Origin of the sequence: Shimia sagamensis (assembly GCF_900182745.1) — a bacterium.
Lineage (GTDB): Bacteria > Pseudomonadota > Alphaproteobacteria > Rhodobacterales > Rhodobacteraceae > Shimia > Shimia sagamensis.
Genome location: NZ_FXTY01000012.1, coordinates 1 through 18842, shown reverse-complemented (window position 1 = coordinate 18842; position 18842 = coordinate 1). Strand labels below are relative to the sequence as shown.

The 18842-nt window shown below is 55.1% G+C and carries 14 protein-coding genes and 1 tRNA gene; 11 read left to right on the top strand and 4 right to left on the bottom strand.

Annotated elements, in window-relative coordinates; all coding sequences use genetic code 11:
• Nucleotides 1-95 precede the first annotated feature (95 nt).
• From QOL67_RS20755 to QOL67_RS20745, 3 genes are all read left to right on the top strand, one after another.
• The gene (locus tag QOL67_RS20755) at nucleotides 96-1055 is read left to right on the top strand and encodes a TRAP transporter substrate-binding protein (RefSeq protein ID WP_283427909.1); all 960 of its coding nucleotides are present in this window, start codon (nucleotides 96-98) and stop codon (nucleotides 1053-1055) included.
• 78 nt (nucleotides 1056-1133) lie between these two features.
• Nucleotides 1134-1658: a TRAP transporter small permease gene (locus QOL67_RS20750; RefSeq protein ID WP_283427908.1), complete on the top strand. Its 525-nt coding sequence runs from the start codon at nucleotides 1134-1136 to the stop codon at nucleotides 1656-1658.
• Nucleotides 1659-1661: 3 nt separating this feature from the next.
• Complete coding sequence (locus QOL67_RS20745; RefSeq protein ID WP_283427907.1) at nucleotides 1662-2963, top strand: TRAP transporter large permease; 1302 nt, start codon at nucleotides 1662-1664, stop codon at nucleotides 2961-2963.
• Here the strand turns inward: QOL67_RS20745 and QOL67_RS20740 are convergent.
• Nucleotides 2960-3466 carry a winged helix DNA-binding protein gene (locus QOL67_RS20740; protein ID WP_283427906.1) on the bottom strand — a complete coding sequence of 169 codons (507 nt, stop codon included), beginning with the start codon at nucleotides 3464-3466 and terminating at the stop codon, nucleotides 2960-2962. The two genes, QOL67_RS20745 and QOL67_RS20740, sit on opposite strands and share 4 nt — an antisense overlap.
• 216 nt (nucleotides 3467-3682) lie before the next feature.
• Here QOL67_RS20740 and QOL67_RS20735 point away from each other — a divergent pair, with 216 nt between their 5' ends.
• The 7 genes from QOL67_RS20735 (at nucleotide 3683) to QOL67_RS20705 (ending at nucleotide 13220) form a co-directional block, all read left to right on the top strand.
• Nucleotides 3683-4963, top strand: coding sequence for an ABC transporter substrate-binding protein (locus tag QOL67_RS20735; protein ID WP_283427905.1), 1281 nt, complete (start codon nucleotides 3683-3685; stop codon nucleotides 4961-4963).
• Entirely contained in the window at nucleotides 4963-6963 is a 2001-nt protein-coding gene (locus QOL67_RS20730) for an ATP-binding protein (protein ID WP_283427904.1), read from the top strand. Before QOL67_RS20735 ends, QOL67_RS20730 begins: the two co-directional genes overlap by 1 nt.
• Nucleotides 6964-6967: 4 nt before the next feature.
• The gene (locus QOL67_RS20725; protein ID WP_283427903.1) at nucleotides 6968-8215 is read left to right on the top strand and encodes a sigma-54-dependent transcriptional regulator; all 1248 of its coding nucleotides are present in this window, start codon (nucleotides 6968-6970) and stop codon (nucleotides 8213-8215) included.
• A gap of 154 nt (nucleotides 8216-8369) precedes the next feature.
• Entirely contained in the window at nucleotides 8370-9695 is a 1326-nt protein-coding gene (locus QOL67_RS20720) for an ABC transporter substrate-binding protein (RefSeq protein ID WP_283427902.1), read from the top strand.
• Between the two features lie 104 nt (nucleotides 9696-9799).
• Nucleotides 9800-11551 (top strand): ABC transporter permease, encoded by a 1752-nt coding sequence (locus QOL67_RS20715; protein WP_283427901.1) that lies wholly within the window; start codon nucleotides 9800-9802, stop codon nucleotides 11549-11551.
• Nucleotides 11552-11571: 20 nt separating this feature from the next.
• Entirely contained in the window at nucleotides 11572-12633 is a 1062-nt protein-coding gene (locus QOL67_RS20710; protein WP_283427900.1) for an ABC transporter ATP-binding protein, read from the top strand.
• Nucleotides 12630-13220 carry a histidine phosphatase family protein gene (locus QOL67_RS20705; RefSeq protein ID WP_283427899.1) on the top strand — a complete coding sequence of 197 codons (591 nt, stop codon included), beginning with the start codon at nucleotides 12630-12632 and terminating at the stop codon, nucleotides 13218-13220. Before QOL67_RS20710 ends, QOL67_RS20705 begins: the two co-directional genes overlap by 4 nt.
• A gap of 732 nt (nucleotides 13221-13952) precedes the next feature.
• On the opposite strand, the gene QOL67_RS20700 is transcribed toward QOL67_RS20705, so the two are convergent.
• Both QOL67_RS20700 and QOL67_RS20695 read right to left on the bottom strand, forming a co-directional pair.
• The gene (locus QOL67_RS20700) at nucleotides 13953-14708 is read right to left on the bottom strand and encodes a hypothetical protein (RefSeq protein WP_283427898.1); all 756 of its coding nucleotides are present in this window, start codon (nucleotides 14706-14708) and stop codon (nucleotides 13953-13955) included.
• Between the two features lie 42 nt (nucleotides 14709-14750).
• A complete protein-coding gene (locus tag QOL67_RS20695; protein WP_283427897.1) occupies nucleotides 14751-16370 on the bottom strand; it encodes a hypothetical protein in 1620 nt (539 codons plus the stop codon).
• Between the two features lie 403 nt (nucleotides 16371-16773).
• Between QOL67_RS20695 and QOL67_RS20690 the strand changes: the two genes are divergently transcribed.
• Nucleotides 16774-17418, top strand: a complete 645-nt coding sequence (locus tag QOL67_RS20690) for a class I SAM-dependent methyltransferase (protein WP_283427896.1) — start codon at nucleotides 16774-16776, stop codon at nucleotides 17416-17418.
• Nucleotides 17419-18747: 1329 nt separating this feature from the next.
• Here QOL67_RS20690 and QOL67_RS20685 read toward each other — a convergent pair.
• Nucleotides 18748-18824, bottom strand: a tRNA-Met gene (locus QOL67_RS20685).
• Nucleotides 18825-18842: the final 18 nt, after the last annotated feature.

The window sequence follows — 18842 nt, the reverse complement described above, 5'->3', positions numbered from 1 at the left end:
CGAATCAACTTTATAGTTGCTTTATGTTTATAACGCTGACAATTTGTCAACGTAATGTAATTGTAAGAATCGTAAAAACGAACAGGGAGCAACCTATGAAACATGTAATCGCCTTCACGGCGGCGCTGACCTGCGCCGCCCCTGCTTATGCAGACGCTTGGGACATGCCAACGCCCTATGGCGACAGCACATTCCACACCCAGAACATCGCACAGTTTGCCGATGATGTGCGTGAAGCCACCAATGGTGATCTGAACATCACCCTGCACACTGCGGGTTCGCTGATCCCACACGCGGAGATCAAAAACGCCGTGCGTTCACGTCAGGTGCCTGCTGGTGAGTTCTTCCTGTCCCGCCTGTCCAACGAAGATCTGGCCTATGGCATCGACAGCCAGCCGCTGGTGGCAACTTCTTATGACGAAGCCAAAAAGCTCTGGGATGCGCAAAAGCCGGTTGTGACTGAGTTGTTGGCCGAACAGGGCCTGGTGCCACTGTTCTCCGTGCCATGGCCAGCGCAGGGTCTTTATACCAACGGCGAAATTGCCACTGTGGCTGACCTGAACGGCCTGCGCTTCCGTGCCTATAACGCGGCGCTGGAAGAATTTGCCACTTTGGCAGGTGCCGCGCCGGTTCAGGTGGAAGCGTCCAACATTCCACAGGCATTCTCCACCGGTCAGGTACAGGCGATGATCACCTCGCCCTCCACCGGTGTGAACTCCACCGCTTGGGACTTTGTCACCCACTACAGCCCGATCAACGCCTGGGTGCCAAAGAACATCGTTGTTGTGAACCAGCGTGTGTTTGACAAGCTGAGCGATGACACAAAAGCGGCCGTTCTGGCAGCAGCTGCCACCGCGGAAACCCGCGGTTGGGAAATGTCTGCAGCAGAAGCAGACGCCAAAACCGCAGAGCTGGCAGCCAACGGCATCACCGTTTACGAGCCAAGTGCAGCGCTGGTCGAGGGGCTGCAGGGCATCGGCACCAAAATGCTGGACAACTGGAAAGGCAACGCGTCTGACGCCGCGCTGTCGATCCTGACCACATACCAGCAATAAGCACCACTTATGAGAGACCGGCGACACCCCGTGCCGCCGGTCTTTTTGTATCACCAAACCGATGGGGAGAGGTTTGTCATGCGCCGTTTTCTAAACGCAACCTATAAGGCCGCAGGGATGCTCAGCGCCTTTCTGATCCTGACAATTTGCCTGTTGATCAGTGCGCAGATTGTGCTCAACGGTGTTGGCCGCTTGATGCCCGGCCTGCTGCCCTCAACCATCCCATCTTATGCTGATTTTGCAGGTTTCATGTTGGCAGGAGCCACCTTCCTCGCCATGGCTTACACCTTACGCTCAGGCGGGCACATCCGGGTGAACCTAGTGGTCCAACGCCTGTCTCCCCGCGCTGTCATCCTCACAGAATTCTTGGCACTGGCAGTCGCCAGCGTCTTTGTTGGCTATGCGCTCTACTTCTGCGGAGCGCTGGTGTTGGAAAGCCTGCATTACGGCGACGTCTCCAACGGCATCATCCCCGTACCGCTTTGGCTGCCGCAATCCGCCATGACCTTTGGCATGGGTTTGTTGCTTGTCGCGCTGCTGCACACGCTTGTGGAGTTGGTGACAACCGGCTCACCCGTCCTCAGCACTCCAGACGAGGTGTAAGACATGGCTGATCCGTTAATTGCTTTGGTCCTGCTGGGCCTGCTGCTTCTTTGCTTGGCTGCTGGCCTTTGGGTGGCACTGTCTTTGGGCGCCGTGGCGCTGGTTGCGCTTCTTACCTTCTCCAACGCTCCGGCGGGACTGGTGCTGGCCACCACATTCTGGGGACACTCTCACAGTTGGGCGTTGACCGCCCTGCCCCTGTTTATTCTGATGGGAGAAATCCTCTTACGCTCCCGCCTGAGCAACGACATGTTCTCTGGCCTTGCACCCTGGCTGGGACGTGCACCGGGACGCCTGCTACACGTAAACGTCTTTGGTTGCGCCATCTTTGCTGCCGTGTCCGGCTCCTCTGCCGCCACCGCCGCCACCATTGGCCGGATGTCTGTGCCGGAGCTGACCAAACGCGGCTATCCGCAAAGCCTGATCCTTGGCACGCTCGCGGGTTCTGCCACATTGGGCTTGCTGATCCCGCCGTCGATCATCCTGATTGTTTATGGCGTGGCCACCGAACAATCGATTGCCCGTCTGTTCATCGCGGGCGTATTGCCCGGTGTTATGTTGATCACCCTGTTTGCAGGCTACGTGGCTGTGCGGGCATGGATGAACCCGGAGTTGATCCCGCAAGAAGCCAAACAGTTCAGCTTTGTTGAGCGCATCAAAGCCTCCCGCAACTTGATCCCGGTGGCCCTACTGATTATTGGTGTGATTGGCTCGATCTACACCGGACTGGCCTCCCCAACCGACGCTGCCGCATTGGGCGTGGTGCTGGCAACTTTGCTAGCTTGGCTATCCGGCGGCTTTAGCTGGAAGCTGTTTATGGATGCGCTTCTGTCCGCCACGCGCACCTCCTGCATGATTGCCTTTATCCTACTGGGTGCGGCTTACCTGTCGGTGGCGATGGGCTTCACCGGCTTGCCGCGCAACCTCGCGACATGGATTGCCGAGATGAACCTCTCTGCCCCCATGCTGCTATTTGCGCTGACCATCTTCTTCATCATCCTGGGGTGCTTTTTGGACGGTATTTCGGTGGTGGTGCTGACCACCTCGATCATCATGCCAATGATTGCCGCCGTGGGCATCGACCCGCTGTGGTTTGGTATCTATCTGGTGATCGTGGTGGAAATGAGCCAGATCACCCCGCCTGTGGGCTTCAACTTGTTTGTCATCCAAGGCATGACCGGCATCAACATTTTGGAGGTGGCCAAGGCGGCCTTCCCCTTTTTCCTGTTGTTGCTGGTGGGTGTCGGCCTGATCGCGGTGTTCCCGCAAATCGTGACCTACCTGCCCGAGCTGATGAGCCGCTAAAGCGAGGCAGCGGCCCGGCTGGCCTGATCATATTGGCCAGACAAAAGACGCAGACTGGAGGCGATGTCACGCATATCGTCTCCGGTCATATCCAGACGAGACAATCCCTCAACAAAACAGCGGTCGCGCACGGTACGGTAATCTTCGCACAGCGCGATGCCTGCCTCAGAGGGGCGATAAAACACCTCTTTGCCGCGTTTTTCAGACTCGATTAGCCCCATTTTCAACAGCTTCTTGAGGGCGTAATTGACCGTGTGGCTGTCCTCAATATTGAGTAAAAACCCGATATCAGTCAGACGCTTATCCCGATCTCTGTGATTGAGATTGTGCAGAACCAGAATTTCCAGAGGCGTCAGATCAGCGTTGCCAGCCGCTGCCATGCAACGGGTCATCCAGCGCGAAAAAGCGTTATAAGCAATGATCATACCGTACTCGACCTCCGAGGCCTCCCAGCCGTCGCCTTCGGCCAAGTGCCGCGAGGATACAATTCGTCGTTTTTCCATTTTTCATCCCAATTCATATCAGCGTTTTGCCCGCGTTTTCCCAGCGTACCTCTCAACATGACCACATGCAAACACGGTAAATTTTCCGCGTTTTCCTGCAAAAAACATGCCGCACGTCATCGGTTGCCAGCTTGCAACCGGACGCTATGCTGCCAAGTCATGCGACTTGCCCCCACCTCCAACGGGGAAGATCGCATCGGCTTGGGGAGGCTCGCAGTGACAAAACTAATGTGGAACGCAGGAGAATGGTTGAAAAAGCCACTGACAATTGCGACGTTTTGCGTTGGGGTGATCAGCACACCGCTACAGGCGCAACAACTGCGTGTGCTGACGTCTATGCCGCCCAGTTTTTATCAACCGTTTGTGGTCGCGTTTGGTGAGCTTTTTCCGGATGTCAAAGTTGCCGTACTCAACAAAAACACCAATGCCTCAGTTGATGAGTTGCTGCGCGGTAATGAACGGCGGTTTGATGTTTTCTGGTCCTCTTCTCCGGAAGCATTTGAGCTTCTGAAACAAAATGGACACCTGACAGCATCTGACACCTTCGGTGCGCCAGACGTGTATTCCTTTGCCTACTCAGCGTTGGGTTGGACACGAAAACGCACCGGCCCAAGCGCCAAAACTGCGGACTGGGAGGCGCTTTTGGCCACAGACAAAACCGGGACCATTGCTATGGCGCGCCCCTCACGCTCCGGCTCGACCCATATGATGCTGGAACGCACGTTGCAGGTGCGCGGCTGGCAGGAGGGCTGGGCCTACCTGCTGGAGCTGGCAGGCAATCTGAGCACCATCACAGCGCGCAGCTTCACAGTGTTGGACGGGGTGGCCAATGGGCGATTTGAGATTGGTTTAACGATCGATTTTCTGGCCCACGCACGAGCGGAGGACGACCTGACATTTATTTATGGGACACCGGTTATGGTCACACCAGCGCGAATAGGCATTCTGGCGGGCGGGAACGCGCCAGCAGCCGCCCATCATTTTGTTGAATTTGTGGTCTCTGATGCTGGCCAAAGGTTGCTGATGACACCAGACATTGCACGAACGCCTCATTCCGCCAGTATCCGAGCGGAAGCCACCGCCCCTTATCATCAAGTCCTGGAAAATGCGCTGACGTTGAATTGGTTAGAATACGATGCCGCTTTGGCCAGCGAAAGGTACTGGGCGGTAAATGCGTTGTTTGATGCCTTTGTGTTTGACGTGTTTGAGACGCGCCGTGAGGCTTGGCGCAGGCTGCGTGTCCTGGAAGCGCAACACGATGCCCCAACTGTGGAGATGCATAAAATCCGACGTCTTTTGACTTCATTTCCAATTGGCGAAACTGACGTTGGCAATGAAGGGCGGGCCACCAATGGCAATGCTTTTGCCACCCTGTCGGACCAACAAAAAAGTAGTGTGCAAGCCTGGCGCGAGGCGTCACGCGGCATATTGCACAAGGCTGACAGCTTGTTGCGTGTTTTGGAGCAGCGGGCTGCACAAGACGTGGTGCGCGACTGATGCGGGCCGTTTTTCCCAAACGCCCGCGCGCGTCCGTCTGGAACCGATTGCTGTTTAGCATTTCAGGGATCATCCTGATCGTGTGGCTGGTGCTGGCCGTATCGATTGTTTTTTTCCTAAAAGCCCAGCGCGATTATACCGCTATTGCGTCTGAGCAAATCCCTGCTTTGGCGGCTGTGAACGCTTTGGCGGAATACTCGGCGCAGCTGTCCACCATGGCCACGCAAATTGTGGGGCAAAGCACAGATGCGAACACCAGTGACGAATTCCTGGACATCAAACACGCGCTGATTGGAAGCTTGGATGCCATTGCCGAAACCAGCAGAACCAATGATGCCGCCGATGTTGTCGCCCATGTCACAGACGAGTTGGGCCAGATTCAGGCGCTGCAAACGGCGATCTCACAAGCGGAGCACCAAATGGGCACGCAGCTAAACGCGCTGCGGTGGTTAAATGCCGATGTGCAGGACGAGGTTGATCCCCTCCTGAGTGACTTTTCCTTCAACATCGCGCTGGCCATGAGCAGCATCGTCAACAGCGCCGACGCCAATTTCCGCGCGCGTCAGGCAACTTTGATCGAAGAAGAAGCCCGCCAAAGGGACACAGTCCGACGATTGGGGGATGGCACCGCCAATGCCGCCACGCTGGTGTTTCAAGCTGCGGTGGCTGAAAGCCTGCCACGGCTGCAGCAGCTGCGTGGTTTGACGGATGACGCGCTGGTGCACATGTCGCTCTTGCAACAACAATTGCCTCACAAACCGGAACTGGCCACTTTGCGACAATCAGTAGACGCTCTGGTTCCCGTTGCCACCAGCAAAACCGGGGTGTTTAGCCTGCGCCGCGGCTGGCTTGACGGGCAAGCCCAAATTCTGACTAGCCTGTCTGCTTTGCAGGCCGATCTAAGGACTCTTCAATCGGTCTTGTCCGCCGCGGGAGCAGAACAGCGGGCGCGCATTCTGGCTGACACAGAGCGGGCGCGGCGGGCGTCTGCGGTGGCAATCCGTTGGCTGGTTGGATTGACCATGTTGGCTGCTTTTGTTGGCGTGGGCGTGTTGTTTGGCTATGTGCGCAGCGGCATTGTACGCCCTCTGCGCCAAATGACCAAAAACCTCAGCGACATTGCGCAGGGTCAGAACCTCAAACTGCCGCCTAACCAGGAAGACGACGAGATTGTGCAGCTCTCTGTGGCCATTTCCGAATTTGAGCGTTCCATTGAAACACGCGACGCCGCGCTGGCGTCCCTTGAAAGCGAAGTTCAAGAACGCCGCCGCGCGGTTGAAACCCTCAAACAAACGCAGATGGAATTGATCCAAGCCGGAAAGATGGCCGCGTTGGGGCAAATGTCCGCGGGCATTGCTCATGAGTTGAATCAACCGCTGGCGGCGATGCAGCATCGTCTACACCTGCTAGAAGACTTTGTGGCCGAGGGTGATAGCGAGATGGTCACACGCCAAATGTCACGACTTGATGGATTAATCGACCGCATGACCCGGACAATCGCATATTTGCGTAATTTTGCGCGGCGTTCGGAGTTCAGTGAGGACCACTTGCCGTTGGATGAGATGGTGGCGGACTCACTTGCCCTGCTAAAAGCGCGGGTGACGCAAGAGGATGTCCAAGTGCACATACAAAGCACGTTGGCTGACATGAGTGTTTTGGGTGACAAAATTCTGATCGAACAGGTGTTGGTCAACATCCTGTCCAATGCGTTGGATGCCATCCAGCAGACCGAACACCCCGGACGGATCGACGTCTCAGCCCGACGCGAAGGGGACACTGTACAGCTCTCAGTACGCGACAACGGAGCTGGTTTTGACCTCATTCCAGCCTCGGACGCGTTGGACCCATTTGTAACGTCCAAAGAGGTGGGAAAGGGTCTGGGACTTGGCCTTTCGATCTCCTACAACATCATGAAAGACTTGAACGGCGATTTGCGGCTGACCCCAAATGTAGATGCTCCAGGGGCCACGGCAACGCTTGTTCTTCGCAGAGAGGACTAACGGTATGCAGGCGCAGATATTCCTTGTGGATGACGACGACGACCTGCGCGAGGCCGTGTTAGACACATTTCACAAACACAAGATATCTGCCCGTGGGTTTGCCCGCGCCGCTGAAGCGCTGGAAGCGCTTGATCCGGAATGGTCCGGCGTTGTTCTCAGTGATATTCGCATGCCCGGCATGGACGGCCTGTCTTTTCAGAAAGAGGTCAAGCGACTGGCCCCAGACGTTCCGGTGATCTTATTCACGGGGCACGGAGATGTCCCCGTCGCGGTACAGGCCATGCGCAACGGCGCCTTTGAGTTTCTGGAAAAACCGGTGCATCCCGATCATTTGCATCAGGTGGTTTTGCGGGCGTTAAAAATGCGCAGCCTGCAAGTGGAGTTGACCAATCTCCAACACAAAGCCCGTGCCACGCTGCCTTTGGAAGAACGGCTGGTTGGCCGGTCCAAGGCCATGCGGTTTGTGCGGCGCGACATTCAGGCCGTGGCCCCATTACAGGTAGACGTTTTGATTTGGGGGCAAGACGGCACCGGCAAAACTGCGGCGGCACGCGCGATACACGACCTGTCGCCAAACGCTGCTGAAGAGTTTGTTGTCGTCAATTGTTCAGCCGTGTCGCAAGACACCATTGAGCGCACGCTTTTTGACGAAGGTGGCGCCGTGGCCCGTGCATCTGGAGGGACCTTGCATCTGCAGGACATCGAAGCGCTTAGCGATCGGCTGCAGGCGCAGCTGTTGCGCATTTTTGACGGTCCAAATGCACCACGGGTCGTGGCCTCCGTCAGCCACAAGCCAGAGGAGCTTCTGGCCGGTGGTAAATTGCGCAGCGATTTGCTTTATCGGATCAACGTAGCGCAGATCGAGTTGCCACCCCTCAAAGAACGGGGGCGTGATGTGTTTGTTCTGCTGGATCATTTCATTCAGAGGGCTGCTGCCCGTCATGGAAAATCGCAGAAAGCGATGCCGGTCCCGGACCTTGAGGCATTGGGGAAATACACTTGGCCCGGCAATGTCCGGGAACTGCGCAATGTGGCGGAAAAATTGGTGGTTGGCTTGACTGTCCGCTTGGATGATCGAGCGGCGGCGCAGATCAGCGAAACCTATGACGATGCAATGTTGCGCCACGAGCGTGAATTGCTGAGCAACGCGCTGATTCAGAGTGGCGGGCGCAAGGCGGCAGCGGCCGATCTGCTCGGCATCCCCCGCAAGCGGTTGTATCTGCGCCTGAAGCACTGCGGCATCGAGGAGTGATCGGTCAAATATGACACAAATGGGCGTGTCAAAAGTGACCCACAACTGCAATCAGGCCTGTTTCAAAATCACCCGTTGAGCCTGTTATTATTGGATCGTTAGGGTTTGACCATCGATGGGCTATACTTGTGTTGCCCATCAATGGGAGGAAAATATGAAACAAACTTTTCGCGCATCTGTGGCCGCTCTGGCCCTGAGCTCTGCATCCGCAGCTTTGGCGGCCGACACAGTGGTTGTGGTCACCTCATTCCCCAACTCGATGACCGGCCCAATTGAGGCAGCTTTTGAAGCGGCCAACCCGGGCATCGATCTGGAGATCCTGAATAAAAAAACCTCCGCTGGTGTAAAATACATTCAAGAGATTTCAGACGCCAACACGGCGGATATCTTCTGGGCGTCCGCTCCGGATGCATTTGAAGTCCTGAAAGGTGACGATCTTCTGGCTGCCGTCGAGATCAATTCTGACGGCATCCCGGAAAAAATCGGCGCCTATCCGATGAATGACCCAGACGGCAAGTATTATGGCTTTGCTGCTGCGGGTTACGGCATCATGTGGAATGAGCGTTACCTAAAAGCCAAGAAGCTTGAACCGGCCAAAAACTGGGCGGAATTGAAAGACGCCGCGTATCATGGCCACGTTGGCATGTCTGCGCCGTCACGCTCTGGCACCACTCACCTGACTGTGGAAACAGTTCTGCAGGGTGAAGGTTGGGACAATGGATGGGCGGAATGGAAATGGATCGGCGGCAATTTCTCCACCGTAACCGAGCGTTCATTTGGTGTGCCGGATGGCGTGAACACCGGCAACTTTGGCCTTGGCATTGTGATCGACTTCTTTGGCTTTAGCTCCAAAGCTTCCGGCTTCCCGGTGGACTTCGCGTATCCTGAGGTCACTGCCTTGGTGCCAGCCAACATCGCTGTGGTGAAAAATGCGCCAAATGAAGCGGCTGCCAAAACCTTTGTGGAACACCTGCTGACACCGGCTGGTCAGGAAGTGTTGTTGGATCCGGCAATCATGCGTTTGCCGATCAACCCAGCGACTTATGCAAATGCGCCAGAAGGCTTCCCAAACCCGTTTGAGGACGGGTCCATTGGTGCGGCTGTGAAGTTTGACGTCGCCAAGTCTGGTGCACGTTACAACCTGGTGAACTCCATGTTTGACGTGATGATCACCTATCGTTTGGACGATCTGCGCGCCGCCGTGGGCGCGGTGCAGGCCGCCGAAGCCAAACATGTGGGTGGCGACAATGCCGAGGCCAAAGCGCTGATCGCGGAGGCTCGTGCCTTGATCGACGCCAACCCTATTGACGAAGCCAAATCGATGGACGCGGAGTTCGCTGGCATCTTCACCAAAAAGCGCAAGAAAGCCTCCGACACGGTTGGCGAGCGTCAGGCCGAAGTTGAACAGCGCTGGGACGCTATGGTGGTTGAAAACTACCGCAAAGCCAAAGAGCTGGCTGACCAAGCCGCCGCTCTGTAACGGCACCTCCCGAGGCGGTTTTCGCCGCCTCGCCCCCCCGCTTTGGTGCAGGTCACTCCCCGGCACCAAAGCCACTCTTCCTCTAAATTCTCGGGTACTTTCCCATGTCGAATGCCTCGCCGCACAACGCCGGCGGTCCGTCTCTGCTTGACCGTCTCCCGGCGTCGATCTTTCCGCGCGTCACCGGCCTTCATGCCGCCGCGCTGATCATTGCCATCCTTTTGATCGGCCTGCTGATCATCCCCGTCTTTCAGGTGATCTACGTCGCCTTTCTCGATCCCAACACCGGCGCTCTGACGCTGCAAAACTTTGTGGACTTCTTCCGCACCTCGCTGTTCCGCGAAAGCTTCTGGAACTCTTTCTACGTCTCCGCCATGTCGGTGGTGTTTGCCACTGTCATCGCGTTGCCCTTGGCCTACATCACCACGCGCTTCAACTTTGCCGGCTCCGTGGTGATCCAAAGTTTGGGCTTCATCCCGCTGATCATGCCGCCCTTTGTTGGCGCGGTGGCGATGCAGTTGATCTTTGGCCGCAACGGCACAGTCAACCTGCTGATGGAAGAGAAGTTTGGCATCAACATCCCTTTTATGGAGGGGCTCAACGGCGTCATTCTGGTGCAGTCGATCCACTACTTCCCGTTTATCCTGATCAACCTGTCGACCAGCCTGCGCAACATCGACCGGTCTATGGAAGAAGCCGCGCAGAACCTCGGCTCGCAAGGCATGCGCCTGTTCCGTCGGATTGTGTTCCCACTGGCCATGCCTGGATATGTGGCGGGTGCCGCGCTGGTGTTCATCAAGGTGTTTGACGATCTTGGCACGCCCCTGCTGCTCAACGTGAACAACATGCTGGCACCACAGGCCTTCCTGCGGATCAGCTCGATTGGGATCAGCGATCCAATGGGCTATGTGATCAGCTTTATTCTGGTGGCCTTCTCGATCTTCTCGCTCTGGGCCTCCTTCCTTGTGATGCGCGGCAAAGACTACTCCACGGTGCAAAAAGGCGGCGGCGGTCTGTCTCGACGCGACCTGCGCACAGGGGAAAAGATTGCCGCCTACGCGGTTGTGGCCTTCATCCTCATTCTGGTGCTCAGCCCGCACATCGGCCTGACCCTGCTCAGCTTTGCCACCATCTGGAGCTTTGCACCGCTGCCTGACGGTTTCACCCTGCAGAACTACGTCGTGATGTGGGAGAACTCGAAGCAGTTCATCACCAACACGGTGATCTACGCGGGCATCGCAGCTGTGCTGGATGTGATCATTGGCACCGCCATTGCCTATATCGTGATCCGTACCGGCATCTGGGGGCGTAAGTCGCTCGACTATCTCGCGACCGCCGCTTTGGCTGTGCCGGGTGTGGTGCTGGGCATTGGCTACCTGCGGGTGTTCCACTCCATCGACATCCCGTTCACGGATAAGCCGATGGCCAGCTGGTGGGTGATCATTGCGCTGGCGCTGATGATCCGCCGCCTACCCTACGCATTGCGTGCTTGTACTGCCGCGTTGCAACAGGTGTCGTTGGCGCTGGAAGAAGCTGCGGAAAGCCTTGGCGCAACCAAAGGCTCCACCATTCGCAGGATTGTGATCCCGCTGATGTCGGGCGGTATTCTGGCGGGCTTTGTGACCTCCTTTGCCACCGCGGCGGTCGAGCTTTCGGCCACCATCATGCTGGTGAGCTCGGAAAGTGACGCGCCGCTGGCTTATGGCATCTACCTCTTCATGCAAACGCCGTCCGGACGTGGCGCTGGCGCAGCCCTTGGTGTGGTTGCTGTCATCATCGTCGGTCTCGGCACCTTCCTGTCGCAGTTGATGATTGAGCGCGACAAGAAATTCAAATCCACGGATCAGTCGCACTAAACGTGCGGGAGTATAGAACTATGACAAATCAAATGGTCGGAATTGAAATCAACGATCTGCACCTCTCTTTCGGGGAAACCGAGGTGCTGACCGGGGTGAACCTCGACATTCAACCGGGCGAGTTCTTCGCCTTCCTCGGGCCCTCCGGCTCTGGCAAATCGACGCTGTTGCGCTCCATCGCTGGGTTTGGGCCCACACCGCAAGGCAGCATCCGCATTGGCGGGCGTGATGTGGTCAACCTGCCGCCGTGGAAACGCAATGTGGGTATGGTGTTCCAGTCTTACGCGCTGTGGCCACATATGTCGGTGCGGGACAACGTTGGTTTTGGTCTCAAAGAACGCAAAATGCCTGCATCGGAGATTGCGCCCAAGGTCGACGCCGCCCTTGAATTGGTTGGGCTGACCCATTTGGCAGACCGCATGCCAAACCAGCTCTCGGGCGGGCAACAACAGCGGATCGCACTGGCCCGTACGGTGGTTGTGGAACCGGAAGTCCTGCTGCTGGATGAGCCTTTGTCCAACCTAGACGCCAGCCTGCGGGTGCAAATGCGCAGGGAATTGCTGGCATTGCAACGCAAACTGGGGCTGACCACCATCTTTGTGACCCACGATCAGGAAGAGGCCAACACCACCGCAGATCGCATGGCGGTGTTGGATAAAGGTGTGATCCAGCAAATTGGCACACCACAGGTGTTGTATGACACGCCCGAAAACCTGTTTGTGGCTGAGTTTCTTGGCACCGCCAATATCCTCGGTGGACAGGTGGAAAGTGATGGGGGCGCCAAGAGGTTCCGCACCAGTGCGGGCGATGTGCTGCCGCTCAGTGACGGTCACGAAGGCGCCGGATCGATTGTCCTGCGGCCGCAGAACATGCAGATCGTGGATCAGGCGGGGGCAGACACTTTGCCCGGCACAATCCTGCACCGCGAGTTCATGGGCAGTCAGGTGCGCTACATTGTACGCACCTCGGGCACCGAAATGATTGTTGATCAGTTTCACCACGTGGGACATGACTGGCGTGACACCGGCAGCGACGTGCACCTGAAGGTCAACACCAACGAAGCGGTGATTGTTGCCTCATGAGCTTTGTCTATTCCGGCCCGCGCCTGCTTCTGTTGCGCCACGGCGAAACACAATGGAACCGGCAGGGCCGGTTGCAGGGTCGCAAAAACTCACCACTCACGGACCTAGGGCGGGCGCAAGCCCGCCAACAGGGGCACATCCTAAAACAAATCAAAGGCGTCGAGAGCTTTGATGCGGTCTGCAGCCCTTTAGGAAGGGCCCAAGAGACCGCCCTGATTGCTCTTGGGGCGGTTGGGAAACTGCCGCGATTTGATCCTTTGGTTGCAGAAATCAACGCCGGGGACTGGGAAGGCAAAACATACGGGGAAATTGTGGACACTGGAGAGCTCGTGAAAGACTGCAATATGATGCGGCTCTTTTTGACAGCACCAGGTGGAGAAGGTTTTGACAACCTGCGCGCTCGATGTGTGGCATTTCTAAGTGGACTGGAACGCCCAACCATTCTTGTTTCCCATTCGGTGACCCTTTGTATGATCCGCGGGCTTATTCGTGACCTCCCGCGAAAGGATATAGAGGCCTTAGATCGTCCGCAGGGAGCGGTTTACGACGTTGCGGCGGGTCAAGAGACTTTGTTCACGCTGCATTGAAGCGACGGATGCGACCGTGTTTTCCAACCTGCTGTGGGGGCGTTTTCCGCAATTCGACTTACTTTGGGCCGGAGCGTTGGCTCCGGTGCAAAACGGCGCCTCCCACACCAAAATTCCGATGGACGACCGCGCGTTGATTTACTGATCAAAGGCCAGTCGCCCAAAGATCAGGATTTGGCAGTGCAAGGCTTTGTTATCTGGCGCGCTACTGGCGCGGATAAGATGGCTTCTCGCGTCGACTTTGGTATCGAAATCAACAAGGGCGCATACCTTGGCAAACCTGAAAACCAGATAAAACTTGTTTTGACTGGATTGGCGCACAATTTTCTGGAACCGGTTTGTCGCCTGCACTAGCGGTCATTGCCGCAGATTTTGCCGCAGATCCAACTTTGTATGCCTGCAGCAAAGGACCGACGAGGCAACTTTTTCACGCCGTGCATTGGCGTTCGACTAAGAGCGGGCGGTTGTGGAAACGAGCTGCCACATCTTGCTCTCTTCGATCCAAGGCAGCCAACGTGTGGAGTGCATTGCCCCGACAGAAATACGCGGCCAGTATCGGCCATTTTGGCGGCCTCGAAATCATGACCTTGGCATGTAACGCGACGATCATCTTGCGAACATTGGGCGTCATGATCGGGCGATCCATTTTTTGTTTTAAGAGTCGTGTCAATAAAGAGAGGTGGTAAATGAGGAAAAAGCAGCGCAACGTTAAGCTGATGTACAAAGGTCTTGTCACACGGCAGCATCGCCATGGGCGCTGACCTCGTAGCGCATCCGCCAACTACCGCCCAAACCGCGCAAAATTTGCGCCACAGACCTTTTCTTGTGCGCACTGGCAGCGGTGATGAAGGGCGACAGTTTTCCGCCTTTCTTAATTAGCTTGCCAATCTCGGCATGGCGGGCATTCGGAAAAACAAAATGATCGACATTGTCCTGCTGCGGGAACAGTTTCATCTGCTCATAATCATCCACCAGACCGTGACAGATCACCACGCGTCCCATAGGTGAAATCGGCAATACTGAAGGGAAGTGGAAGTCTTGTATATTCTTGGTCCAGTGCCGCCAGCGTGTTTCACTTGGAACAATCTCACGGGACACCGAAAACTGGGGGGATAAGGCGATAGCTGTGTCCACCGGAAAAAGCCGAGGCGCAACAAGAGCCGAGAACGCCCCCATACTGAGGCCAAGTGTCGTCACTTTCTCAATTTCAAACTCGGCGATCACCTCATTTACGACCCGCTCAACGGTGTTGCGCAATACACTCGAATTCATCCAGGACCGGGTCATATCGCTAATGAAAAGTCCCGAACAATTGGGCATTTTGCTAATCGTTCCAACAAATTCATCCGGCGGCATCAGGTGCCACCCCTTGCCAATGCTGGCAAAAGACACAATCAGATGGCTGCCTTTTTGGGGCAGATGATTGATACGAACAACAGAATCCTCAACCAAGGTTCTCAGTTTTCCGTATTCGACGTCTTGCCGCATCTGTTGCTGCTCCTTTTATATCGCAGGCCGCATGGCCCGTTATTAGGTGGTAGACGGTTCTGCTGTGGCTCTCAAATCTGCCATCCGAGCATATGAACTCTGCCGCCGCTCTGCTGTAATTTCATCCATTTCGGCACCGTCCAGGATCTGGGCCAAATCGCGGCCCCCACCAAATTCGTAGTCAAAAGGAATGCTGTGCAGGGCAGGATTTCCCATCAGCAACATATCATTTACGACATGGCTTTTGCGGCGGTACGTCTCGTCCAATGACAGGCTTAGCGCAATGAGCCGCCGACTGTTGAAGGGCGACATAAAGAAGTTATGCGTCAAGGCAGGGAAGGTCACACCCAGCGTCGAACTATAGTAGATTTCCAGGAACATAAAATCCACAGACCTCTCCCGAGCGGTTTCGGGCAAGGTATCAAGCCAAGCTTCGTATTCAGGCAGGAACCTATGGTATATTTCGTCGCTGAATTCTCTGGGCGGTACGATCAACAAGCGTTTGACCTGCCATTTAAGATTTTTGCGTGACTTAGGCCCCAGCCGATCAATAAAAACAGCCCTCAACAGATCAGTTTGATGACCCCGCATCACTACAGCGCCCTCCAGCACATTGTGATGCAGCCCAAGTTCAACCTCACGGTTCTGCGGCGTGATCAGCCCAGCGGCGACCTGAAACTCTGCCTGTTCTTGTCGCGCTTTAAGTTTGGAAACCTTGGTCGTTCGCTTGTCGGATATACTGATGTCCACTTGCAAGAACTTGGCAATTTCCGAGGCTATGGTCGCATCAATGCGGCTGGCATAGTTGTGAATATGGGTGAAAATCTGATCGAAATTATGAATTTCGCTACCCGCCAAAACTGCCAGCAATCGACTGTCCTGCCCTCCAGACATAGGCAACGCGGTTTTGTATTTTGCATTAATGTTTCGAATGACATGGCGCGTCATCGAGGTCAGGTTTTCGTAAATCGCCAGATTGCTGTCAGTTGTCTCAAAGGTCTCATGTCTCGGCCAAAACCGATGTTCGCTAAAATCGCCCAAATCAATGTAACAGTTTGGGTTGCACCGCCTGACTTTGGCGTCGCGGGTGTGGAAGAGCGTGTATTTCCCTTGTCCTTGCTCCACGACACTATGATCGTAGCTTGGGTGATCTTCAATCGGCCGGTTCAGGCACAACAGCGTGCTTGATGCGATCTGTCGCGATGATGGATCATAAACCATTCCGTTCATGCCCACCGGATCCGTATAGGCCCGTGTCTCGCCACGCGCCGAAACCAAAATCGTGTAGCGCCCAGCCACATCTATCAACCAGCTTTCAAAATCAGTGAAGAAACTATCCTGATCAACAGACAGCGTTTTAACGTGGTGATCGCCTTCGACAAGGCCCTCAACGTCTACGCCAATGCCTAAAAAAACCGCAAAAAGAACGCCCGATTTGTCCAGCAGAAAGGCCATTGGAAGTTCGTCGCCAGCCATAACAGTCCACCCGCTAAGAGAGTGGCACCGCATCGGTATCTCGGGATCAGGAACTCGTGATATTAGGTACTGATACTTGAAAAGCTTCGAAAAATCCAAATTTTGGGTTTTGCAAGACACTAAAGCACTGTTGGACATCGATAAACCTGTTTGAGCATTATTCAGCGACAGAGTCACATGCGACATGCCGTTTTCATCAAATTGCCAATGACAGGAAGTTAGATCAAGGTCTTTTCACCAAAGCGAAAAGAAACCAAACTCCTTAGGCATTCTTCAATGTAGCGGTCCAGTTGTGGTTTGGGGTGCTTTGTCAGGGGAGGAGCAAAAGTGGGCCCGTAGGGCGGCGTAAAGGTAGGCTACGTGATGTGCCGATGGATGGTTGTTTTGGGTGCGCACCGCTTACCCTTCAAAAGCCACGTATCAGTGTAATCCGTGAATCCGTCCAACTTCGGACGACACACATTCCGTTCCCGACAATACCTCTCGATAGTAAACGTCTTAGAACTGGCAACTGGTGACGGTTCCACTTGAACAATGGTTTTAAAAATAGGTAGAAAAGCCCAAGCTTTTTACTCAAAGGACATCTTCAATGACTGACAGGGAATTTTCTTCCGGACGGGAGCGCATCCGATATTCGCTATTAACTCTCCTGCCCAAGAACTCTGTTGGGGCAGAGATTGGCGTTTCGAAAGGTGATTTCTCCGAGGAAATCTTGCGAACTGTCGAGCCTAAGAAACTGGTGCTCGTTGATCCCTGGAACCTTCTAGCCGAGCGATTGGGGGACGCTGCAAATCCTAACAGGTGGTTCGAAAACAGTGACACAATGAAGGCCCTTCATGCCGGGGTTGTCGATCGCTTTAAGGGCAACAAAGAAGTGAAGATTGTCCGGGGGTTTTCGCAAGAAGAATTGCCAACCTTCCCCAATAGCCATTTTGACTGGGTCTATATCGATGCGAGTCACACCTATCAGCAGGTGCGTGACGAACTAGAGCTTTCAATCCGTAAGGTGAAAGTGGGCGGATATATCACTGGCGACGATCTGCTAAAATCTCACAATGACCGGAAAGAGGTGCGGATGGCTGTGCAAGACGTGCTCGAAACCAGTGGCGAAAAGCGCGATATCGCAGTCCTTTCGGTGGATGATGTCCCTGCAAAAGTGGACAAGCCATCGCGTCTGGGTCAGCAGTTTATCTTTCCTGTGACAGAAAAGATGAAGGCACGCTTTGGGGGATAGTCACTTAGCAATGACGAAGCGAATTGCAATCTCGACAAACTAGCGGGACACCCGGTTATTCTCGTTTCTAAGGGTTTTCGGACCATAAGGACATTGAACAATCAACTGATGCCTCTTTTTGCACCTTCCAATCGCATGTTGTGCGCCGCGCCAACGTCGCAGATTATGCGACGTGTTGGGATGGAAAGAAGATCAAAAAGAACCAACGCCGCGTGTTCAATTTGCTGAGCAAGCCCCCCCTACAAACTGAGCGACTTTCCAATTCTTCGGGAATGCTCCATCATTGACTCTGCCGATTATGTCGAACCGTATTTCGGCGATGCCATGGTCTTAGAAAAGGCACAGGATCTTTGGGACTATGCCGCTGAGTATGCAAAGGGGGAGGCCGGGCTTGTAATTGAACTCGGTATTTCAAAGGTAAGTCCATCAATCATTTGTCAAAACAGCTTCCCAAAGAAACAGTGCATGGATTTGACAATATTGAAGGGCTAACGGATGCGACCGGCCGGTTCTTGCGCAAGCTCAAGTTTACATACAAAGGACTTTGGTCGCGACTGAGCGACGCCGGGCAAGGGCAAATAAGCAGCGCGAGGACTGCGTCAAACACTGTCTGCCAACGATCTCGCGCCGACCAGGTCGCGTTGCCTTTATTGATGAAACCTCCGCCAAAACCACCCCAACCCGCCAACGTAGGTGGTCACAGTGGGGCGAACGGCCGGTCATGGATGCGCCCTTTGGATCATGGGACGCCGGGCCTTCATCTCTGGCCTCAGTGCCGGTGCGTTGATCGCGCCGTGGGCTTTTTGTCCTCACTGTTTGAGCAGGGAGGGCCCGCGTCAAAAAGAAATTGAGAACCTGGGAGCTGACGGCTTGAACACACCCGTTTTTCATCTTGCGAGTATGATCAATCTTGTGCCTGACGAGGGCATCTGGCGCCAGATCGTGGACTTACTGGCTCAGTTGAATGCAGATGGACTGTTGAAAGGTCGCGAACCAATCCGCCCACCTGCGACTGAAGTCATCATCCCAATGGATCAAAGGCCCATCATGCACAAACTTTTAACATGAACTACCCAAGTGGGCCGTTCAGCCACCTCTCTGATGTGTACCGTGTCAAGGTCGCGGCGCTCACAGAGCAGCTCAACAGCTCAGACACCAAAGCGGAGACGACGACCCTCCTCCGCTCGTTGCTTGAAAACATTCGCCTTGTGCCCAACGCTTCCAATGCCTTGGACATTGATCTGCTTGGCGATCTTGGGAGTCTTTTGTCGTTGGGCGTGCCCCAAAACGAACAAAGCCGCCCTGAGGCGGCTTGTTGTTCGAGAGTACTGGTTGCGGGAGTAGGATTTGAACCTACGACCTTCAGGTTATGAGCCTGACGAGCTACCGGGCTGCTCCATCCCGCGACGCTTTATGTTGGCCTA

What these genes read in the sequence shown, in the direction of transcription:
- QOL67_RS20710 (WP_283427900.1), top strand. Translation starts at nt 11,572, where the DNA reads ATGACAAATCAAATGGTCGGAATTGAAATCAACGATCTGCACCTCTCT.
- QOL67_RS20755 (WP_283427909.1), top strand. Translation starts at nt 96, where the DNA reads ATGAAACATGTAATCGCCTTCACGGCGGCGCTGACCTGCGCCGCCCCT.
- QOL67_RS20725 (WP_283427903.1), top strand. Translation starts at nt 6,968, where the DNA reads ATGCAGGCGCAGATATTCCTTGTGGATGACGACGACGACCTGCGCGAG.
- QOL67_RS20720 (WP_283427902.1), top strand. Translation starts at nt 8,370, where the DNA reads ATGAAACAAACTTTTCGCGCATCTGTGGCCGCTCTGGCCCTGAGCTCT.
- QOL67_RS20705 (WP_283427899.1), top strand. Translation starts at nt 12,630, where the DNA reads ATGAGCTTTGTCTATTCCGGCCCGCGCCTGCTTCTGTTGCGCCACGGC.
- QOL67_RS20700 (WP_283427898.1), bottom strand. Translation starts at nt 14,708, where the DNA reads ATGCGGCAAGACGTCGAATACGGAAAACTGAGAACCTTGGTTGAGGAT.
- QOL67_RS20695 (WP_283427897.1), bottom strand. Translation starts at nt 16,370, where the DNA reads ATGTCGCATGTGACTCTGTCGCTGAATAATGCTCAAACAGGTTTATCG.
- QOL67_RS20690 (WP_283427896.1), top strand. Translation starts at nt 16,774, where the DNA reads ATGACTGACAGGGAATTTTCTTCCGGACGGGAGCGCATCCGATATTCG.
- QOL67_RS20715 (WP_283427901.1), top strand. Translation starts at nt 9,800, where the DNA reads ATGTCGAATGCCTCGCCGCACAACGCCGGCGGTCCGTCTCTGCTTGAC.
- QOL67_RS20745 (WP_283427907.1), top strand. Translation starts at nt 1,662, where the DNA reads ATGGCTGATCCGTTAATTGCTTTGGTCCTGCTGGGCCTGCTGCTTCTT.
- QOL67_RS20730 (WP_283427904.1), top strand. Translation starts at nt 4,963, where the DNA reads ATGCGGGCCGTTTTTCCCAAACGCCCGCGCGCGTCCGTCTGGAACCGA.
- QOL67_RS20750 (WP_283427908.1), top strand. Translation starts at nt 1,134, where the DNA reads ATGCGCCGTTTTCTAAACGCAACCTATAAGGCCGCAGGGATGCTCAGC.
- QOL67_RS20740 (WP_283427906.1), bottom strand. Translation starts at nt 3,466, where the DNA reads ATGGAAAAACGACGAATTGTATCCTCGCGGCACTTGGCCGAAGGCGAC.